15 protein-coding genes and 1 pseudogene are annotated in these 21,724 nt (G+C 40.0%); 5 read left to right on the top strand and 11 right to left on the bottom strand.

Features of this window, described 5'->3' with window-relative positions; translation table 11 throughout:
* Positions 1–82: 82 nt before the first annotated feature.
* The 5 genes from pbpC to AC58DT_RS08210 all read right to left on the bottom strand — a co-directional run bounded on the left by pbpC (position 83) and on the right by AC58DT_RS08210 (position 10,258).
* On the bottom strand, positions 83–2,458 hold the full coding sequence (gene pbpC / locus AC58DT_RS08230; RefSeq protein WP_497216390.1) for a penicillin-binding protein 1C: 2,376 nt from the start codon (positions 2,456–2,458) through the stop codon (positions 83–85).
* Between the two features lie 3 nt (positions 2,459–2,461).
* Positions 2,462–3,052, bottom strand: a complete 591-nt coding sequence (locus AC58DT_RS08225; protein WP_497216389.1) for a hypothetical protein — start codon at positions 3,050–3,052, stop codon at positions 2,462–2,464.
* Between the two features lie 3 nt (positions 3,053–3,055).
* Complete coding sequence (locus tag AC58DT_RS08220) at positions 3,056–8,692, bottom strand: alpha-2-macroglobulin family protein (RefSeq protein ID WP_497216388.1); 5,637 nt, start codon at positions 8,690–8,692, stop codon at positions 3,056–3,058.
* 201 nt (positions 8,693–8,893) lie between these two features.
* Positions 8,894–9,193 (bottom strand): antibiotic biosynthesis monooxygenase family protein, encoded by a 300-nt coding sequence (locus AC58DT_RS08215; RefSeq protein ID WP_497216387.1) that lies wholly within the window; start codon positions 9,191–9,193, stop codon positions 8,894–8,896.
* Entirely contained in the window at positions 9,194–10,258 is a 1,065-nt protein-coding gene (locus tag AC58DT_RS08210; RefSeq protein ID WP_497216386.1) for an isoaspartyl peptidase/L-asparaginase family protein, read from the bottom strand.
* 205 nt (positions 10,259–10,463) lie between these two features.
* Here AC58DT_RS08210 and AC58DT_RS08205 point away from each other — a divergent pair, with 205 nt between their 5' ends.
* From AC58DT_RS08205 to amaB, 3 genes and pseudogenes are all read left to right on the top strand, one after another.
* Positions 10,464–10,973: a CAP domain-containing protein gene (locus AC58DT_RS08205; protein ID WP_497216385.1), complete on the top strand. Its 510-nt coding sequence runs from the start codon at positions 10,464–10,466 to the stop codon at positions 10,971–10,973.
* A 65-nt stretch (positions 10,974–11,038) separates the two neighbouring features.
* Complete coding sequence (locus AC58DT_RS08200; RefSeq protein ID WP_497216384.1) at positions 11,039–11,575, top strand: 3-hydroxyanthranilate 3,4-dioxygenase; 537 nt, start codon at positions 11,039–11,041, stop codon at positions 11,573–11,575.
* A gap of 99 nt (positions 11,576–11,674) precedes the next feature.
* Positions 11,675–13,225, top strand: a pseudogene (gene amaB / locus AC58DT_RS08195) (L-piperidine-6-carboxylate dehydrogenase); the annotation flags it as partial.
* A 226-nt stretch (positions 13,226–13,451) separates the two neighbouring features.
* On the opposite strand, the gene AC58DT_RS08190 reads toward amaB, so the two are convergent.
* From AC58DT_RS08190 to AC58DT_RS08165, 6 genes are all read right to left on the bottom strand, one after another.
* Entirely contained in the window at positions 13,452–14,441 is a 990-nt protein-coding gene (locus AC58DT_RS08190) for an acyl-ACP desaturase (protein WP_497216383.1), read from the bottom strand.
* Between the two features lie 64 nt (positions 14,442–14,505).
* A complete protein-coding gene (locus tag AC58DT_RS08185) occupies positions 14,506–15,231 on the bottom strand; it encodes a metallophosphoesterase family protein (protein ID WP_497216382.1) in 726 nt (241 codons plus the stop codon).
* Positions 15,231–16,319 carry a TFIIB-type zinc ribbon-containing protein gene (locus AC58DT_RS08180; RefSeq protein WP_497216381.1) on the bottom strand — a complete coding sequence of 363 codons (1,089 nt, stop codon included), beginning with the start codon at positions 16,317–16,319 and terminating at the stop codon, positions 15,231–15,233. Before AC58DT_RS08180 ends, AC58DT_RS08185 begins: the two co-directional genes overlap by 1 nt.
* A 50-nt stretch (positions 16,320–16,369) precedes the next feature.
* Positions 16,370–17,509, bottom strand: coding sequence for an SPFH domain-containing protein (locus AC58DT_RS08175; protein WP_497216380.1), 1,140 nt, complete (start codon positions 17,507–17,509; stop codon positions 16,370–16,372).
* Between the two features lie 55 nt (positions 17,510–17,564).
* Positions 17,565–18,701: an ATP-binding protein gene (locus AC58DT_RS08170; protein ID WP_497216379.1), complete on the bottom strand. Its 1,137-nt coding sequence runs from the start codon at positions 18,699–18,701 to the stop codon at positions 17,565–17,567.
* A gap of 98 nt (positions 18,702–18,799) precedes the next feature.
* Positions 18,800–19,555, bottom strand: coding sequence for an SDR family NAD(P)-dependent oxidoreductase (locus AC58DT_RS08165; RefSeq protein WP_497216378.1), 756 nt, complete (start codon positions 19,553–19,555; stop codon positions 18,800–18,802).
* A 209-nt stretch (positions 19,556–19,764) separates the two neighbouring features.
* Between AC58DT_RS08165 and AC58DT_RS08160 the strand changes: the two genes are divergently transcribed.
* The gene (locus tag AC58DT_RS08160; protein WP_497216377.1) at positions 19,765–20,769 is read left to right on the top strand and encodes an AAA family ATPase; all 1,005 of its coding nucleotides are present in this window, start codon (positions 19,765–19,767) and stop codon (positions 20,767–20,769) included.
* 84 nt (positions 20,770–20,853) lie between these two features.
* Positions 20,854–21,717, top strand: a complete 864-nt coding sequence (locus AC58DT_RS08155) for a DUF58 domain-containing protein (protein ID WP_497216376.1) — start codon at positions 20,854–20,856, stop codon at positions 21,715–21,717.
* Positions 21,718–21,724: the final 7 nt, after the last annotated feature.

The raw sequence follows: 21,724 nt of genomic DNA, 5'->3' as shown, positions 1-21,724 counted from the left end.
ATGATTTAAAATGAAGATGCAAAAGTACGCTTGGTTCGTAATATTCCGAACCAATCAGTATTAATGTTTTGTTAAATAATTTTTAAGGGTTTTCTGAAGCGGATTTTATTTCAATCTGCTCACGAAGTTCATTGCCGTCCTGATCTACCGTAGTCAATAAATATGCTCCCGGTTTTGGCGAAATGGCCAGTTCGTGAAAGGTCTCGGTCTTGCCGATATATTTTGAATCCAAGTACCAAAAAACAGTAGTTTCCGGTGAACGATGTGCCAGCCTAAAAATTACTTCGTTTACATTTTCATCAAAATTCTTCGGAAGAAGCACGGTTTCATTTTTCTTCGGGTATATAAATGCCATCAACTTTTCGCCTTCCTGCAAACAATTCGGCGCAAAGGGCGGCAAGATTTGGTATTCGGGGTGAAGTTGTGCGTAATAATATTCCATTACCGGCGGCAGAACGAACCAGTTCTTTTGAACCATTGCTGAAAGTGGATAACACGAAGAATTAACCCGAAAATTTTCCGTCCCGACGCCTCGGGATAGAAATACAGTTTGATGGTACGGACAAGCTTCGGTTCGTGTTCCGTTTTTTGGAATCCATTCCATTTTTGTTTCATCACAGAAAAGTCCCGCTAAATGGCCACTTTTTGCGCAGATTTCTACCTCAACCAATTCATCGTACGGAATTTTAAACCAACCGCTTTGTGGTAAAACATTCAAAACATCAAACAAAACTGGAGCCGCAGCCTGAATTCCCGTTAAACCTGGCCGACCTTCCCCATCGGCGTTTCCAACCCAAACGCCAATTGCATATTTTGGTGTAACGCCAACCGCCCACGCATCTTTAAAGCCATAACTCGTTCCGGTTTTCCAAGCAAGCGGTTGACTGCTTGTGAAAAATTCCCAGTTTTCTTCCCCGTTTGGACGGTTCACTTTTTCCATTGCTTCGAAGGCTTCATAAATTGCTCCGGCATTCCAAACAGAAGGTTTTTGTTGTGTTTTCCCCAAGTTAATTTCCTCGTGATTTTTCACATAAACAGGTTCTACAAATTCATTTTTTCGGTATTCGCTGGAAGAATTATTGAAAAAATTCAAGGTTGAACCCATTCCGGCATAGGCTTTTGTGATATCCCACAAACTGCTTTCCGCGCCACCCAGAATCAATGAGAGACCATAATAATCAGCAGGTTTATCAATTGCTTTTTGATTTGTTTTCCTCAGAATATTATAAAATCTTTGAAACCCAAAATCCCGCAACATCCGCACCGCAGGAATATTCAGCGAACGCGAAAGTGCCACACTTGCCGGGACCGCACCGTTGAATTTTTTGTCGAAATTTTCAGGTGTGTAGCCATTTACAGTTGTGGGAATATCTGCCACCAAACTATTCGGAAGAATTTCTCCAGCGTCCAACATTGAAGTAAAAAGAAACGGTTTCAAAATACTGCCTGTGCTACGCGGTCTTTCGATAATATCCACAAAGTTGTTGTGCTCACGTGTTGTCGGGGAATTGCCCACATAAGCCAAAACTTCCCGCGTATTAACATCCATAACCAAAACGGCGAGATTGTGGATTTGGTTTTGTGCCAGCATATAATGTTGCTCTTTCACAATATTGTTCACTTTCTGTTGAAGCGAAAAATCAATCGTGGTTTCAATGCGTTTTCCGTGATGTTCCTTTCTTATTTTTTCAGTTAAATGAGGTGCAAATTCTGGCAATGGCAAAGGTTTTCCCGGCAATTTTTCATCCAAAGCCAATTGATAGGTTGTTTCATCAATCACTTCATTTTGAAAAAGTTTCAGCAATAGTGCATCTCTTTTTTGTTTTAAAATTTCTTCATTCTTTCCGGGGAAAATAAGGGCGGGAGCATTGGGAAGCACGGCCAAAGCTGCCGATTGTCCCCAACTCAAGTCACTTGCCGGAATTCCAAAATAGCGCCACGAAGCGGTTTCCAATCCAACCACATTTCCTCCGAAAGGAGCGTAGGAAGCATATAAATTCAGAATAGATTTCTTTTTATAACCCGCTTCCAAACGCGTGGCTTGAAAAATTTCGACTAGTTTTTCGAAATAAGTTCGGCCTTTATTTTGTCGGGAAAGACGGATTACTTGTTGCGTAATCGTACTTCCTCCGCGACGGGAATCGCTGGTAAGATTGTTCCAAAGTGCTTTTGAAATGGAAACGGGATTAAAGCCGGGATGCCAATAAAAATGCTCGTCCTCAAAATAAAGTATGCATTTTTCAAATCTTTTTGGCACGGAATCCATTTGCGGAAAGCGCCATTGTCCGTCATCGGCAATTCGTGCGCCGAGCATTTGTCCGCTGCTGCTTTCGGCAACGGTGGCGGTGGGAACGTTGAATAATGGTGACGGAAGACAGAAAAGCCAAACCAAAAATAAAATCAGCAGGACACTGAGTTTTATTTTATGTTTTTTTAAAATGGGATCAATGTTTTTCATTAACTAATTCCAATCATATTCCCAAACGCCTTGAACATTCTTGACTTTTGGTGGAGGAGTCCATAAGCATGTACTTCCAGATGATATCCAAAACAAACCATTCTTCAAATTTTTATCGAAAATTGGTTTATTGAAAGAACAGATATTTGGATAAGTATTAATAAAAATTTCTAATGCTTTATCATATTCGTATTTTATAAATAGAGAATCATATTTTCTATTTATAGAATCATATTCTCTATTCGAAATAACCTTTATTGCTTGTGTAATTAAATCAGGATTTAATGTTAGCTTTTCCTTAAACCCATAGAGGCTATCAATTTCAGCAACGTTTTTTAAACTAAGTTTTTTTACAATATAATCTTCAAATTCAAAAGCTGGCACTTCACTCTTGTAAATTTCTGCCATCGAACTATTATTAGGTTCTAATAGGCAATCACAAATATGGTTTCCTTCATCTTTCAATAAATCATTTATCAATTCAGCAGTTTTTTCAGAATAAATTTCGGAACGAGTTTTTTGTTTTGTTTCACTACAACCATAAGTGAAATTTATAATAACCGCAAATACAAATATTCTGAAGAGCTTTTTCATAATCTATAATTCAACAGTCACCCACATCCCTTTGTTCCGCGCATAATAAGAATTGTCATACATCACCTCTACCTGCGTTCCGGGCAAATAATACGTACCCAGATAGGAAGCGTTCAATTTTACGCTGAATGTTTTGGTCTCACCCGCGTTTAAATCGAAGAAGAAATTCACCCGATCATCGCGAATGTCTGTATAACGCGCATTTCCAGTTGCACCACCGCCCAATTCAGAAAAACTTGTGTTTACAATTTCCCAACCGCTTGGGAAGATTTTTGCCAAAGCCACGTTGTTTATCCAATTGTTGGAAGTGTTGGTAACACTCACTTTTGCAATGATTTCAGTTCCCTGTCGCAATTTTGTAACGTCAATTGATTTTCCATCGCCTCCCAAATATTCAGATTTTATGGAGAGATTGCGTCTTTCGGCGAGTTCTTTTCCGAGCGGAAGTTTCCCGCGTTGCGAAAGCGTAACGTAAACCACATTTCCTTTTTTATTGGTCACCGAAACAGAATTGCCTCCCATCACAAAAGAAAGGTCGCGCTGCGCAATGGCGCGGTCAGTTTTCACTTCAACTGTTTTTCCGGCATTTGTAAAGGTAAGCTCCATCGCCTTTCCGCCGTTTTTGGCAACCATTTTCGCCATTGCCATCAATGCGTACGAGGTTTCCTGCGTGCTGTACCAATTTCCGGAAGATAAATCTTTCGCTACTGAAATTGCCAATTCCCGTTGCTTCGAATCGCCCAATAAAACCAAGGTTTCCAAAGCCATCGCCCTATTTCTGAAAGGCGAGCCGTACGTATAATAATCGTATTTCTGCGGAACGAAATTGATATTGGCCGTTTGTGCAATCTGCTGTGCAACTTCCTTTTTGCCAGCCAAAGCGTATGCCGCGGCCAATCGCCATTTTGCATCGTTGCTCAATTCTTTGCTTTCGCGAAGGCGGTTCATTGCCGCAAGTTCTGGTTTTCCCGCCAACGCCAAGGTATAAAGTCTGTAAGCCTGCGTCAAACTTGAATTATAAACCTTATAACTGTTTCGCCATTGGCGCGCCGTGTTTTGCTGGTATAGCAACCAATTGCTCATAAAACTGATGGGCAACGCATATCCTTTTTGTTTCGCTTCCAGCATAAAATGCCCAGCATAATTGGTTGCCCATTCGTCGGCTTCGCGCTCTCCGGGCCAATATGCAAGTCCGCCGTTTGCAGTTTGAAATCTTCCCAAACGCTCAATTGCCGCTTTTACATTTTTTTCAATTTTCTGTTTTTTATCAAAAGTAATGTCGAAAACATCCGCCAAATACAACTGCGGAAACGCTGAAGAAGTAGTCTGTTCAATGCATCCATAAGGATAATGGATTAAATATTCCATTCGTTTTCCGAAATCCATCGGCGGCAAAGTGGAAAATTCAAGCATCGCGGCATTGCTTCCCAGAACGCCAAAAGTTTCGAAATTTATGGTTTGCGAAGCATTTCCATCCACAGTGTAATTTGTGGATTTCTGAGAAATCGGATTCGGATTTTCCACGTCTATTTCCACTTTATAGTTCGCTTTTTCCCCATTGCCGGAAGCGGTTACTTCAATGGTTTGAAATTCCTTCGTCGGCAATACTTCAAATTCAAAATTCACAATCTGTTCGCCCGGTCCGTTGAAAGTAACCGTTTTGGAAGCACCGTTTTTCGGTTTCAGCGCATCGCCTGTTTTTACCGTAATCGTGGCGGTTTTCACTTTGTTTTCCATCGCGAAAACAGTAACTGGAAGTGTAACGGTTTCGCCCGGCGATAATTTCCGCGGAAGTGAGGCCAGCACCATTAAAGGTGTTCGGACGGGCGTTGTTTTTTCGACACTGCCGTATGCACTTTTGGTTTTATCGCCCGCAATTACCATCGTGCGAACGGAGCCGATGTAATTTGGCATCATAATATTATGACTTGCGGTTTTTCCGGCGGAGAGTTCGAATGGTCCCAGATATTTCACAACTGGTTTAAATCTGTCGGCTTTTCGGTTTTTTGCACCCAAAGCCGCATCGCCACCACCGATTGCGTAAATATTATCGACACTGCCGGAATATGCGCCAATCACGTAATCGAACATATCAAAAGTTTTCACTCCAAGTGCTTCTCGGCTGTAAAAAGCTTCGTGAATATCGGGCGTTGCAAAACGTGTTAAATCCAACAAACCTTCGTCAACAACCGCGATTGTGTAAGTCATTGGTTTTCCTTTTTCCTCGGAAACTTTTACGGTGAATTGCTTTTCTGGTTTTAAAACCTCCGGCATCGTGATTTTGGGGTGAAGCACCGTTGAAGGATCCTCAACCGAAAGCGGAATAACGCCGTAAAGCCGTATAGGCAAATCGTTTTTCGTTTGGCTATGTGGTTGCAGCAGCGAAATATTCACATAAATATTCGGCGCCATTTCCTTTGTGATTTTTATTGCGGCTTTGGTTTCGCCTTTTTTGGTTTCAATCCAATGCGTTGCCAAAACCTCTGTGCCGTTTTCAACGCTAATCAGCGCATGGCCGTCACTTCCCGAAGGAAAAGTTATAAACGCTTCTTCACCAACATTATATTTTTCTTTGTCTGCGGAAAAAAGTAACATGCGCGCACTTTCAGCATCGCCGTCACTTGGGCGCTGCCACCAATTTCTGTAGAAATATGTGATTCGTCCCGTTGCGTGACCGGATTGTTTATCGATGACGCGAATTAAATATCTGCCGCCTTCCTCTTCGGGAATATTTACGGTGAATTTTCCCTTTCCGCTGCCATCGGTTTTTACAGTGAAATCTTTTACGGGACGGTGCACGGTTGAATTTTCATAGGTTGAAAGATTGTCCGAACCACGATTCCACCACCAACGCCATTCAATCTGGAAAACTTTTACTTCCAATTCGCGATTGGCTGCAGCTTTGCCCTGCGCATCCACGGAAACTACGTCAAAAGTTGTGTTTTCATCCGTAAAATAGGAACCGTAACGCCCAGCTTCGGGAGATTTTAAACCGACAAAATGTGAGAACGGCGACAAATCCTTCGAAAAAATATCCATTGAGAAATCGCCGCCGCCTTCATATACTTTCGTTAAAAATGTGGCTTTCAACATTCCGGGCGCGTTTTTACCAACCTCCAGATTTTGGCTGAAAGAAGTGCTGCCTTCCGAAGAAAGTTGTGCATCCAAAACTGAGATTTCAACTTCGGAAAAAGTTCGGATTGGATCTATAAAATTATACTTTGGAAATTTCGGAAAAGCAGAATTGCTCGCGCGAAGTGTCGCAGTCATATCAATCTTCAAGTTACGCGCAGGCGAGCCGTGAAGCCACATTGCACTTGCCGTTCCTTTTACGGGTTTTGTGGCGTCGAGAATTTCATCTTCAAAATCGAGCTTGATTTTTAGACGGTTTGGTTTAATTGTCGCCACCTTCAAAGTATGTGAAAATTGTGCGCCACCAACGGTTACGGTTGTGTTCCAATTTCCGGTTGGCGCCGAAGCGTCCGTGGCGATTGGGAAATAATAGAAGCCCTGGCCCCCTCTGTCTGCGGCATCTCCCCCGAAGTCCCCCCTAACCCCCCCGAGGGGGGAACCGTTACCGTTCAAAACTGTTCTTTGCACGAGTTTTCCGCGGGCGTCTGTTACCGAAAGGGTTACGGGATGGTTTTTTGGGAGTGGATTGGCGTTGTCGTTGAGCACGAATGTCAAGTGAATGCTGTCGCCGGGACGGTAAACGCCACGCTCTGTATAAGTATAACCTTTCAATCCTTTTTGAAGTTCTTTCCCTGAAATGTCGAAATTACTCATTGAAAGGGCATTTCCGTCTTCCAACTTTACGTAGGCGAAATTATTTCCTTTTTGAGCGACGGCGAAAGCTGCATTTTTTGAACCGTCGTAAAGTGTCATTCCATCGCTTTCCGTAGTTACAGTTTCAATTAATTGCTGCTGATAGTTGAAAAGCTTCACTTTTACGCCTCCTTCTGGTTTTGCGGAAATTAGGTTTGTAGCAATAAAATGGTACGAACGGTTGTTGCCTTTTTTTACAATCAAGCCCAAATCTGAGCCCAGAATATTTGCGGTAACTACACGATCTTCATTGTAATATGCGGGATGGCAAGGATTGTCCTGCTGCTGCCAATTGTATGTGTAATTTCTCCAACGGTAAATTTCATTATCCCAATAGCGCTCTTCGCGAAGTTCTTCGTCTTCGGAGGAATCATTTGCGAAATAAGGATCTTCTTCGTAATAATCGTCATAATATTCATCGCCCTCATCATCGGTTTCCTCTGTTACTTCAGAAGAAGTTTCGGCACAATCATAGGTTATATAATCTTTTTTGAAGCTGAGCTCCAGCTGATAAATTGCGCCGGGATCTGCTTTAAAATATTCCGAAAGATTAATGGCGTAGGCTTTCCAACTGCCGTTATCGCCCAAGTCGGTATTTTTAAGGGTGATGGTTTTTTTGGCAATTCTTCTTCCAACTCTTTTAATATCATATGTATTGTTGTCATTCAAATTATAATTTTGAAGAAATTGCAGCACGTTGTTTTCATAAATTTTAATGACGCGCACATCAACTTTTGAAAGATTTACAGCTTCAAAATAAACTGGTGTTGAAGCAGAATTTGGAAGAATCACACCTTTGGAAATCATCCGGACGGCGGGTTTTAACTGTTCAAAAGAAACCAATTCTGAAAATTCCTTTTTTAATCCAAAACCTTCAGTATTTTTTATTCCCGTGAAAACAGTGACTTTTACATTGCCCACAACGCGATTTGGTGGATATACGTTTAACACATTTCCGTTGACTTCGTAACGTAAATCCTGAGTGTTTTCAATAGTAACCAAACCAGCGAAATCCTGATTTTCCAACAACGGATCGGAAAAGTTGATGCTCAACAATGCAGCGGGTGCCACGGTGCTGCTAATATCAACAATCGTGAAATTGTTCTGTCCGGGAATTGTAAAGGTATTTTCACCTTTGTTTTCGGCATCGATCGGTTTTCCGTCCCATTTTATGAGAATTTCGGAATCGTCAATTTTCCTTGAAATACTGTCGATGGTAAAGCTGAAATAGCGCGCCTCTTTTTCTTCTGACGGCCATTTCAGTTTTAACTTTTTGCCTTCCTGCGACGCAGAAACCAATTTCTTCGCCTTTTCCAAAGAAATAACATCCGACGCCTCAACGGATGCCTCAACATATTGCCATTGCTTGCTATAGCTTTGCAGTTTTCCAATATCTATTTTAAAATTGGGCGTAATGGTGTGAAAGCTGAAAGTGTAGGTTTTGAATTCTTTGGAAATATCTTCGTAAAATTTATCCAGTTTTACCGTTACAGTATATTCTGTGTCGAGTTTTAAATATTCCAAAGGTTGGAAAATCAACGTTTTGCCGTTTTCAACAACCAATTTACCTTTCGTAGCGGGAGAAATTTTTAAATATTCATCGGCAGCAAGTTCCTGTGTCATTTCAAATTGTTCCAACGGTTTTGCAAGTTCAACACGAATATCCGTGGTGATGGATTGGTTTCCGTAGGTGTTATACGAAATGTATTCCTTGAACTTAAAAAGATTGTCGGTTTCGGAATGCTTCTCTTTGTCTTTGCAGGAAAAAACGAAAAGCAATAAAAGGACAGTTAGGAACTTGAGAAGATTTTTCATACTCGATGGTTAAAGGCATTTAAAAATAAGGCAAAATGATTGGGCAGCAAAGCAAAAACCAAATCGTTTTGTTTGAAATAATTACTTAAATACGTTTTATGGGTGGGAGGTTAAAGTTCTAACGTTCAACTATTTTATAATCGTATTTTAAAATTTAACATTTGGGAGATAATTAACAGGCTATCAAAATTTTATCTTCAATCAACTATTAAATTCATATTCTCTTTCCGCCTTACAAATCCTCACTTTATAATAGGAATACCATTGTTCACGTCCTTTTTTCTGTGCAACCAAATGATCTAGATTCGCTTTCCAGTTTTTGATACTTTCAAGGCTTTGCCAATAGCTTACGGTAATGCCAATTTCATTTCGTGCGCTTTCAATCCCTAAAAAACCTGGTTGTTGTTTTGACAAATTTTCCATTAAATCTGCCATTTCAGCATAGCCTTCAATATTTTCGGTTTGCACTGAAGTGAAGATTACAGCGTAATACGGTTCCATTTATTCTTCTTTATAGATTTTAATAATTAATTCGCCTTCAGAATTCATTGTGGCGCGATACATTCCTGCAGTGTTGAATTCCATAGCTACATTTCCATCCTTATCAATTGCAACAATACCGCCGTCGCCGCCCAATGCCGGAACTTTTTTCTGGATAACTTCTGATGCAGCTTCCTGCAAAGTCATTCCTTTATATTCCATCAACGCAGAAATATCATAGGCAACAACGGATCGAATAAAATACTCGCCCCAACCGGTTGAAGAAACGGCACAAGTTTTATTGTTGGCATATGTTCCCGCACCAATAATCGGCGCATCGCCAATTCGGTTCCAGCGTTTGTTTGTCATTCCTCCCGTTGAGGTTCCGGCCGCAAGATTGCCGTGTTTGTCCAGTGCGGCACAGCCCACTGTTCCAAATTTTGAGTTTTTAATAAATGGATCTTCAAAAGAAATCTTCTTTTCATTTTTACTCTTTTCTTTTTCTAAAACCTTTTGCAAAGACTCATATCTTTTTTGGGTATAGAAATAGGAAGTGTCCATCATTTTATAACCCAAATTTTGGGCAAATTCTTCCGCGCCAGCACCATAAAGCATTACGTGTTCACTTTTTTGCATTACATCCCGGGCTAAATTTACTGGGTTTTTGATGTGTTTTATTCCGGCAACAGCGCCAGCATTCAAAGTGGCACCATCCATTATGGACGCGTCAAGTTCATTTGAACCTTCGTGTGTAAATACCGAACCCTTTCCCGCATTGAAAAGTGGCGAATCCTCCATAACATTAATAGTATGTGTAACTGCTTCCAAAGAAGTGCCGCCATTTTTTAAAATTTCATGCCCTGCGGAAATAGCTTCTTTAAGTTTTGCTTTATAGGCCGCTTCCAAAGAATCACTCATATTTTCTTTGAGAATTGTTCCAGCTCCTCCGTGAATGACAATTCCGAAAATTTCTTCTTTTTTTATTGAATTTTCTGAAGCATTTAAGGTTTCGTTAGAAGATTTTTCTTCGTTTTTACACCCGAATAGAAGAAAAATAGCAAAAAAATATGTTAAAATTTTAACCATACTAATAGTTTTAAATATACGACCAATATACGTGAAATATATAACGTTTACTGTGCCTAAGCATCATTTTAAATTTTTAACGACAATGAAAAAATTGTTCTTTATCCGATAAAGTGCAACATTTTTTCGATTAAAAGCATTTTCGTGTCAATTTTTTTATATATTTGAATCGACATCAAGCCCCAAATCTGGTGTCCCCCAAATTATGAACCTACTAAAGAGCAACCTACTTGCAATGGCATTGCTATGCCTAGTCATCACCTCGTGTTCAAAAGAGGATTCCGTTGAAGTTGAAGCCGCTAAATATGATATTGATTTAGCTTTGGCTCAAAGAAACGACAGCCAAATGTCTTCTGAAATCCTAAGCCTAGTAAATGACCACCGTGCGTCAATAGGACTTTCCGCGCTTAAGATAGATACCCAATATGCCTCAGCTTTTGCCGTGGACCATACCGAATATATGATTGATAAAGAACAGATAAACCACGACAATTTCGGGTATCGCTCTGAAGGAATTAAGTATCACGACAACGCTGAAGTGGTTGGTGAAAACGTTGCGTATGGCTATGACACTGCAGAAGCCGTTGTAAATGCCTGGTTAAACAGCCCGGGGCATAAAGCAATCATTGAAGGCAATTATACACACACCGGTTTTGGAGTAATGAAATGCGCCAAAGGCCGTAGCTACTTTACTCAACTTTTTTATAGAAAGTAACCTCACATCCCTTTTTCTATTAGACCATTTTGCCGTATTTTTACGTAACAGTTAAAAATACGGCAATGGCTATTAAAAAACCTTTCAATTTAAATAAGTGGGTAGAAGAAAACCGCGACCTTCTAAAACCACCAGTTGGCAATAAAAATCTATACGTTGAATCTGACGACTATATTGTAATGATTGTCGCTGGTCCCAACGCTCGAAAGGATTATCACTACAACGAAACTGAAGAACTTTTCTATCAACTTGAGGGAAATATTCAAGTTGCAATTCAAGAAAATGGGGAGAAAAAAGTGATGGAACTTGGACCCGGCGATATGTATCTTCATCCCGGAAAAGTGCCGCACTCGCCTGGCCGAAGCACTGGTTCAATAGGTTTGGTTATTGAAAGAAAACGCACCGATCTTGATGGAAAGGACGGACTTCTTTGGTTTTGCGACAATTGTAACAATAAATTATATGAAGTTTACTTCCCGTTAAGCGATATTGAAACCGATTTTCTGAAACATTTCAAACATTTCTACGGAAGCAAGGAATTGCGAACTTGTAATAATTGTGGTACTGTGATGGAAGCCGACCCACGTTTCACACAAGATTAACACCGTATTTCCCAAACTGATACCGTTTCATTTTACTTTCTTCAGCGCATTGTGTACCTTTGCGCTTCATAAATTTTCAGAATAAAAAATCATTACTATATGCAAGCAACAACCACTAGCTTCGGGATTGAAGAAGCATTGGAAAAGTTAGGAATTAAAGATTTAAACCACGGAACTTCTACTGGAAACAAATGGTTTCCGGGAGGCGAAGAAATATCTTCGTATTCTCCAGTAGATGGGGCTTTAATTGGTAAAGTTACCACTACCACAAAAGAAGAATATGAGCAAGTAATAACTTCTGCCCAAAAAGCTTTCTTATCTTTTAGAGCAATGCCGGCTCCACAACGTGGAGAGATTGTGCGTCAATTTGGTAATAAACTTCGCGAATTGAAACAACCATTGGGAAAACTTGTCTCTTATGAAATGGGTAAATCTTTACAAGAAGGTTACGGCGAAGTTCAAGAAATGATTGACATCTGTGATTTCGCAGTTGGCTTATCCCGACAACTTAACGGTCAAACAATACCTTCTGAGCGTCCTGGCCACGTAATGCGCGAGCAATGGCACTCTCTTGGGATTGTTGGAATTATTTCAGCATTCAACTTTCCAGTAGCAGTTTGGGCTTGGAATACAGCATTAGCCTGGGTTTGTGGAGATGTATGTGTGTGGAAAGCAAGTGAAAAAGCACCTTTGTGCTCAGTAGCATGCCAAAACATTATTGCGGGTGTTTTAAAAGAAAATAATCTTCCCGAAGGCATTTCCTCCATCATCAACGGTGATTATAAAGTGGGCGAAATGATGACGACCGATACAAGAATTCCTTTAATTTCAGCAACAGGTTCTACAAGAATGGGACGTATTGTTGGCGCAAAGGTTGCAGAGCGTTTTGGAAAATCTTTATTGGAATTGGGCGGAAACAACGCTATCATCATTACACCAACAGCAGATTTAAAAGTAGTTGTTCCAGGCGCAGTATTTGGCGCCGTTGGAACTTGCGGGCAACGTTGCACTTCAACCCGAAGATTGATAATTCACGAAAGTGTTTATGATAAAGTTAGGGATGCAATTGTTGGTGCTTATGAGCAAATCGTTATTGGAAATCCACTTGATGAAAAAAATCACGTTGGGCCATTAATCGATAAAGATTCAGTTGATACTTATTTAAAAGCAATCGAAAAAGCTAAATCTGAAGGCGGAAAAGTACTCGTTGAAGGTGGCGTTTTAGAAGGTGAAGGCTATGAAAGTGGATGCTACGTAAAACCAGCAATCATTGAAGCTGAAAACAGTTTTGAAATCGTACAACACGAAACATTTGCTCCTATTTTATATTTATTGAAATACAGCGGTGACGTAGAAAATGCCATCGAAATGCAAAACGGCGTTGCACAAGGTTTATCATCTGCAATAATGACCAATGAATTAAAAGAGGCTGAAAAGTTCTTATCATTCGCAGGATCAGATTGCGGAATTGCAAATGTAAATATTGGGACTTCGGGAGCAGAAATTGGCGGTGCTTTCGGTGGCGAAAAAGAAACAGGTGGCGGCCGCGAGTCTGGTTCTGATGCTTGGAAAGTATATATGAGAAGACAAACCAATACTGTTAATTATAGTGATGAATTGCCATTAGCGCAGGGTATTAAGTTTGATTTANCTGGTTCTGATGCTTGGAAAGTATATATGAGAAGACAAACCAATACTGTTAATTATAGTGATGAATTGCCATTAGCGCAGGGTATTAAGTTTGATTTATAAAGGCCCCTAACCCCCGAAGGGGGAAATGTTGTGGGCATGAATTAAAAAACCTCACAGGTCTCAGAGACCTGTGAGGTTTTTTTTGGATTACAATCTCCTCCCCTTCGGGGAGGCTGGGAGGGGCTTACACTACCCCATTCGCCTCAACCCATTTAAAGCGGTTTGCATCCTGCGGAATTTTTATCCTTTCAGCAATTCGCATCATTCGCGATGGTAATTTTAAAAGATAATCTCTTGCTTTTTCAGCTTCATCGGTTAAGCCACTGATTTTTGAAATTTCCCAATGGGCATTCAATTTTTCAAGAATATCTATGTAATCAAATGTAGTATAAACGCCCAAACGCTGTGCTGCGTTACTGAAATCATCAAAAGCAGAAGCCATTTTTCCACCGCTTTGGCGAAGGTTTTGAGCAGGCATGATTATTTTTTTCTGCATCATGTCTTGAAATGCAATCATCATTTCACTGGCGTCGTATTCAAAAATGGTTTTTACAAATTCACGATAAGCCAAGTGGTGACGCATTTCATCGCCCGCAATAATATTGCACATTTTCGCAAGCATTTTATTGCCCTTTTTCTTTGCTATTTTTCCAACACGGTTGTGTGAAACATTGGTAGCCAATTCCTGAAAACTTGTGTAAATAAAGTTTCGATACGGATCGCGACCTGTTCCAACTTCAAAACCGTCGTTTATTAAATGCTGCGTAGTTTTTTCAACTTCTTTCATATTTACCCTTCCGGATAGATAGAGATATTTGTTCAAAGTATCGCCGTGGCGGTTTTCCTCTCCTGTCCAATGGCGAATCCATTTGCTCCAACCATTTCGGCCGTGTTGATCTACTCCTTCCATATCCATCAACCAACTTTCGTAGGTTGGCAACGCTTCCTCAGTAACCATATCGCCTACCAAAACAATCCAAAAATCATAACCTAGTTCTTTGGCTTCCTCACGGATTTGGATAACCTCATCCATATAATTTTCTTTTTGAAAATTGGGCAAAAGATCGGTTGGTTGCCAAATTTCATTAACTGGAATAAGATATTGATCAATATAACTGTCAATTTTCTTTTCAACAGTCTGCATTACTTCCAAACGGATATTTTTGAGTGCCATGGTATTATTTTAGAGGTAACTACAAAGATAGGGACTGTACAGCGAAATTTATTATAAAGAAGTATTAATTCCTGCCGTTTTCATTTGGGTATAATTTAAATACAGGCTCACTTTGCCAAATTTCTTTTGAATCTACGTCAAGCATAGAGATTTCTCCTTTGAAAGCGGCGCCGGTATCAACATTCCACACATTTGCGAAATTAGCGGGTTTATCAAAACCAACTCGGGTTACAGGCGTGTGACCGATATAGATTTCCTTGAAAAGCTTTAGCCGTTTTGGATATTTATCGTTTTCTTCTGAAATATTCGAATCCATTGCGCAGACCATTTCCCAAAGGGTTCGGTCCCAATAGACCAAGTTTGGGTAGTATTCGTTTTGCGGCCCGTGCTGATTGGTAAATCCCGCATGCAGATAAAGACGGTTTTCGGAATCGATGTGAAAATTCATCAAATTTTCATAAAACTGAAGATGCTTTTCCTTTTCTGCCTCGGAAATTTTTGAATAGTTTTTTACGCTACTTTCACCGCCCTGATTGAGCCACATAGGGTTTTTCTCTCCAAATTTCAAATATTTGTAAAGTAATTCGTCGTGGTTTCCGCGAATGAAAATACAATCATTTTTTTCAGAAAAATCAATTAAATACGAAACCACCTCGGCAGATTCGCTCCAGCCGTCCACATAATCGCCCACAAAAATATATCTTGTATCCTTCGGAAGATCTGCAGTTTCCAATACTTGTTTCAAGGCTCTAAAACCTCCGTGAATATCACCAATTACAACTGTTCTCATTAGGATGAAAATAAGTAAATAAGCGCAATTGCCAAAATTATAGCAAGCACCAAAAAGAAAATTTTCCAAAAAGAATACGGTCGTTCGCCCGAAATGACACCACTTTGTCCATTTACAAAAAAGTTATAGCGTTTGCCTTTAAATTTATAGGTGCTTATGTAAACCGGAAGCAGAATGTGCTTAAAAGTTTCTTCGGTCAGTTTCATTTTCATGGAAGAGACTTGTTGCGTATCTCCACCAATATCGCGCCGTACCCAACTATCTGCAATTTGTTCTGCAACTTTGTTACTTTCAGTATGTCCATCCAAAAGCGGAATTGTGTATTTTTCGGTAACGAAACCAGCCAAATAGGAATTGTCAAAAGGCTTTAACAATTGTAAATTCCATCGTGCAATCTTTTGCGGAATAACCCCTGTTTTTTGACCGGAAGCCTTTATTAATGTATCATCCACAAAACCCGAAACGCTACCTGAAGCTGGATACCAACGGGTTCTCCTTTCCTGGACGGTTCTTCTATTTTTGCCGCTTCCAACGGTTTTGGTAACATAATAATATTCCCCACGCTGTCCTGTATAATCTGCATAAAGTTGGGCGTCAAATGTCCAATAAGGTGCATATAAACCTCGTGTTTTTTCAGGATCTATGGCAGCTTTTTTAAGATTGTTGGGAGCAAACCAAAGGCCATCAACCCAAGTTTTAAAAATTTGATGCGCCTTTTTTTGATCAATCTGAAATGGCAAAACAGCCCCCGGAAGAATCCATTCCTCTTTATAAGCATCTTCAATAATTAAAGGCGAACCGCAATAAATACATGAAAGCGACTTGTAGTTTTCCTCAATATGCTGATTGGCGCCGCAATTTTTACAGTGAAGCATAATGATTTCCTCACTGTGTTTTTGAGAGCCCATCTTTTCGAGATAAGGCTTCAATTCCAATTCCTCAAAGCCATTTTCGGAAGGAGCAATAGTTTGTTTATAACCACAATAATCACACTTCAACTCCGTTGTTCCCGGAGAATACGTGAGTTCTGCGCCACAATTGACGCAGGATTTTTTGAGTTCAGATTTTTTGGGTGAAATTTCTTCCATGAAGTTATTCTTCCAAAGGAATTAGTATTTCAGAATTGTTTCAAAATCAATTATTGCGGTGGAAGTGGCGGTGGTGTATTTCCGCCCAAAAACGATTTCAATTCTTCAATTTGCTGAAGCGGTGTCCATTCTGCCAAACCGGCTTTCCAAACTAAAGTGTCTTTATTCACAGTTCTGCTCGCAAACAAAGATTGCAACTGCTCAAAACTCACCGGACCGGTCTGTGTGCCATTGACAGCGTAAAAATATTGGACTGCTGCAGGCATTGGTGGTGGCATCATGCCACCCTGTTGCTGTTGTTGCTGAGCTTGCTGTTGCCCCATTTGTGGATTCATCATGCCGCCCATTTGTTGCGCGAGTACGAAGCCCATGCCCATGCCCATTCCTGCTCCAGCTGTTCCACCTTCATTTGCAGCGGCAGCTTCAATGGCTTTTGCAGTTTTGAATTTGGTAAGTTTATCAAGATCCAACTTGTCGATTCGGCTGTATTCGAAGATTTCCTTTTTAAGATCTTCAGGCATGGAAACGTTTTCAATAAAGAATTTTTCCAAAGAAATTCCCACGCTGTTGAATTCTGGCTGCATCACTTCCTTACAGGTTTCGGAAAGTTCGGTAGTATTTGCAGCGTAAAGTTCTATTGGTAATTTCGCTTCACCAACAGTATCAGTAAATCGTGTGGCAATAAGACTTTTTAAATGTTCATTTATTTCGAAATTTGTGAAGTTATTGTCCGTTCCAACGATGTCAACTATAAATTTTCCAGCATCGTTAATTCTGAAGGCATAGGTTCCAAAAGCACGAATTTCTACCAAACCGAAACGGTCATCGCTCAAGGTTATCGGGTTTTTTGTTCCCCATTTTTCATCCGTAAAAAGATGGGTATTTACAAAATACACCTCCGCCTTAAAAGGGCTGTCAAAACCATACTTCCACCCTTTTAAGGTGGTTAAAATGGGAAGATTCTGCGTGTTCAGAGTATAAGTTCCAGGCTTAAAAACATCTGCCAATTGGCCTTCGTTTATAAAAACCGCGGTCTGCCCTTCGCGGACTATAAGTTTTGCGTTGTTTTTTATTTCGTTTTGGTAGCGTTCAAAACGGTGACAAATGGTGTCATCGGTATAATCCAGCCACTCGATGATGTCAATGAATTCATTGCTTAGTTTTTCTTTTATTTTGTCGAAGATGCCCATATTTTCATATTTATATTAATCAAGTTTAAAGATATAAAAATAGGTTGAAAACAAATTAATTATAACTCACCTTCCGCAAAATGCGCAGCGATTCCTTTGAAAGTTGATAGGCTTCGGCATCATAATCCCTTAAAAAATCTTTTGCCTCTTGTAATTTATCCTTCGCATCTTCAAAGCTATTTAGATAGCAAATGAGATAGGTTGAGGGAAGATTTCGCAAATCTTTTTCTTCGGAAGCGGTAAGCGGAATGTTCTTTTTCAGCTTTTCCAAAACTGCGTTGTTTGCGTTATATATATGGTAAAGGGTCTTTTTGTTGAACTGTGGCGGTTCAAAAATAAGCTTGGACTCCATATTATATGAGCCGTTTTCTTTGAAGTGAATTGTAACTTCTTCCAATGGATAATATTTGAATTGTTCGTTGAGGCCCAAATGCACATATTCCACAGTTTTGAAGTAATCATTTGTAAACTCAATACTTACTTCGTCCAATGCCGAATAAAATAGCCGAACCTGCTCGTTGATCAATTCAATATCAACACGGGAATAATACAAATTTTTCCTTGCCTTTTTAGGATTTCCTGCCCAACAGACTACAAATTGTTCCTTAAAAACTTTGTAATGGCTTTCCAAATCTTTGTGGCGATTGTTTATGAAATCCATCACGCCGTCCAGCGTGAGTTCAATATTGTTTTTGGCAGCATTTTCAATGGATTTTACGATTTCTGAATTCACATCTTTTATCTCAATATCAAAATCCTTCGGCATTGAAATACTGCCATCGCGTAGAAAAATGGAACCGCCCCAATATTTCCAAATGTTTTTGCGCAACGAAGTGATCAATCCATTGGGGCGAATGGTTACCAGCCCAACAACTTTGTCTGAAGGCAAATTAGGGAACGCCACGTTTTCATAAATAATGAGCGGAGCATTGGTAAGGTAGGCGTTTATAAGGTTTTGGATTTTGCTGTCGTCAAAAAAATCAACGCCAGTTATTTCATTGGTTTCGTCCTCAACGCCAATTACGATAAAGGAATTATTTGCCGGATTGCTGTTACTGAGCGCACAAATATGTTTTAAAAATTTCGCCTTTCCTTCTTTGGTGCCGAGATCTATTTTTCGCTTTTTATCATAGAAACTACTCTCGTCGTTATGGGCGAGGAGGTTTTTGATGAGAAGTCTTTTATTGATCATTTATTTTCAATGTCTGGTCGAGCGCAGTCGAGACCAATTTAAAAGAGAAATTCTAACTTTTAAGAAACCTCTCGACTGCGCTCGGGATGCATCTTAGTTTAATTTTTATTTACAATTGTCGAAGAAGCCTGGTCCAAACACATAACAGTCAAATCTGCAATATTAACATGCGGCGGACGCGTTACGGCGAACCAAATAATATCGGCAATATCTTCGGGTTTTAATGGCGTATAACCTTTATAGACTTTTTCGGCTCTTTCAGAATCACCCTTAAATCGCACTTCGCTGAATTCAGTCTTAACCAAGCCTGGATTTATGGCGCCAACTTTTATTCCCTTACCGTTCAAATCCAATCGCATGCCCTGGTTTATGGCGTCCACAGCATGTTTACTGGCGCAATATACGTTTCCTTTGGGGTAAATTTCCTTTCCGGCAGTGCTACCAATATTTATAATGTGGCCTCTTTTTCGCTCAATCATTTTTGGCAGAATAGTTTTGCTTACATAAAGTAAACCTTTCACATTAATGTCCAGCATGGCATCCCAATCCTCAATGCTACCTTCCTCAATAGTGTCCATTCCGTGGGCGTTACCGGCATTGTTTATTAAAATATCAATTTCTGAAAATTGCTGCGGAAGTGAGTTGATTGCCGAAAAAACTTCTTCTTTATTGCGGACATCAAAACGCAAAGTATGAACTTCGGTCGACGTTGAAAGCTCTTCCAACAATATTTTCAATCTATCTTCCCTTCTTCCGCAGAGAATTAATTTCAAACCATTTTTAGCGAAAAGTTTTGCAGTTGCCATCCCGATTCCCGAAGTTGCGCCTGTTATAAATGCAGTTTTGTTTTTCATAAATTATTTTTCTTAAAAGTACTACTTCTGAAATACTTCATAAAAGCATTTTTATAAATATTGAAATACTTTAAAAAGCTTGCCATCGCTAAGAAAAATTTAAATTTTCCTTTTTTTTATTTTAACCAATTGTTAACAGGCTTTTAATCAATAAATTTTCAATTTGCACCGTCTTTTTATAAAGGCTTTAAATTGAATCTAAATACGGTATGGAAAATACAAATTCGACCTTTGACATTGGGGCATTAAATGAAAAAATTGAAAGGGAAAGTGCTTTTGTAGATGTGCTTTCTATGGAAATGAATAAAGTAATAGTAGGCCAGAAACACATGGTAGAACGTCTTATGATTGGACTTTTGGGCCAAGGCCACATTCTTTTGGAAGGTGTTCCCGGACTTGCAAAAACCCTTGCCATAAATACACTTTCAAAAGCTGTTCACGGTAGTTTTAGCCGCATACAGTTTACTCCAGATTTACTTCCTGCAGATGTTGTGGGAACGATGATCTATAACATGAAGGCGAACGATTTCAGCATAAAAAAAGGACCGATCTTTGCCAACTTCGTTCTTGCGGACGAAATTAACCGTGCTCCCGCAAAAGTACAATCCGCACTTTTGGAGGCGATGCAAGAAAAGCAGGTTACCATTGGCGAAACCACTTTTACGCTCGACAAACCATTTTTGGTAATGGCAACCCAAAACCCGATAGAACAGGAAGGAACCTACCCATTGCCCGAAGCGCAGGTTGACCGTTTTATGCTGAAAACGGTTATAAAATATCCACAGATTGCCGAAGAGCAACTGATTATTCGCCAAAACTTAAAAGGCGCATACGATCAAGTAAATCCTGTAGCGACCATCGATCAAATTTTAAGAGCTCAAGCTGCCGTTCGTGAAGTTTATATGGATGAAAAGATTGAGAAATACATTCTCGATATCATCTTCGCCACAAGAACGCCAGAAAATTTTGGGCTTGCAGATTTAAAACCGCTTATCAATTTTGGTGCTTCCCCACGTGGAAGTATCAACCTTGCCATTGCCGCAAAATGTTACGCCTTTATCCGTCGTCGCGGTTATGTAGTGCCTGAAGATGTTCGCGCCGTAGTGCATGACGTACTTCGACATAGAATTGGTATTACATACGAAGCGGAGGCTGAAAACATTACTTCCGAAGACATTATCAACAAGATTGTAAACGTAATTGAAGTACCCTAAAAAGTTCAAAGTCTAAAGTTAAAAGTTGAAAGTTTTAGATGCTTTTAACCTGAAACTTCAAACCTGAAACCTGAAACTATCGCAGTGGATACCAAAGAACTTCTTAAAAAAGTACGTAAAATCGAGATCAAAACGCGGCGGTTGAGCGATCACGTGTTTGGTGGCGAGTATCACAGTACGTTTAAGGGTCGGGGGATGACGTTCAGCGAAGTGCGCCAATATCAGTTTGGCGATGATGTTCGGAATATTGATTGGAATGTTACCGCTCGCTACAACGAACCTTTCGTAAAAGTTTTTGAGGAAGAGCGCGAGCTTACGTTGATGTTGATGGTTGACATTAGCGGTTCCGAATTTTTCGGAACGCAGGAACAATTCAAAAATGAAATCATTACCGAAATTGCCGCAACACTCGCTTTTTCAGCAATGCAGAACAACGACAAAACGGGATTGATTCTTTTTTCAGATGAAATTGAACTTTACATTCCTCCGAAAAAGGGCAAGTCGCACGTACTTCGTATTATTCGTGAATTGATTGAGTTCAAGCCAAATAGTAACAAGACCGATATTGCCAACGCCTTGAAATTTTTAAGCAGCGTAATGAAGAAGAAAGCCATCGTTTTTGTGCTTTCAGACTTTATTGCAGACGGTTACCGCGACACTTTGAAAATTGCCGCCCGAAAACACGATGTAACTGGAATTCGGGTTTACGATAAAGCCGAAGAAACCATTCCAAACCTTGGAATGGTACAAATGCAAGATCAGGAAACTGGCGAACTTTTACTGGTAAACACAGGCTCCAAAAGCGTACGCAACCAATATTACAGTTACCATCGTGAACGTGTGGATTATTTCACCGAGTCATTTACAAAAAGCGGCGCAGGTGCTTTAAGCAGTAGAGTTGACGAAAGTTATGTGAAAAAATTATTGGGGTATTTTAAAAGACGTTAAAATAGAT

The sequence above is a fragment of the Aequorivita sp. CRS11 genome (assembly GCF_059693805.1).
Note: the sequence above shows the minus strand (reverse complement) of the source record. Positions and strands in the feature narration are given on the sequence as shown.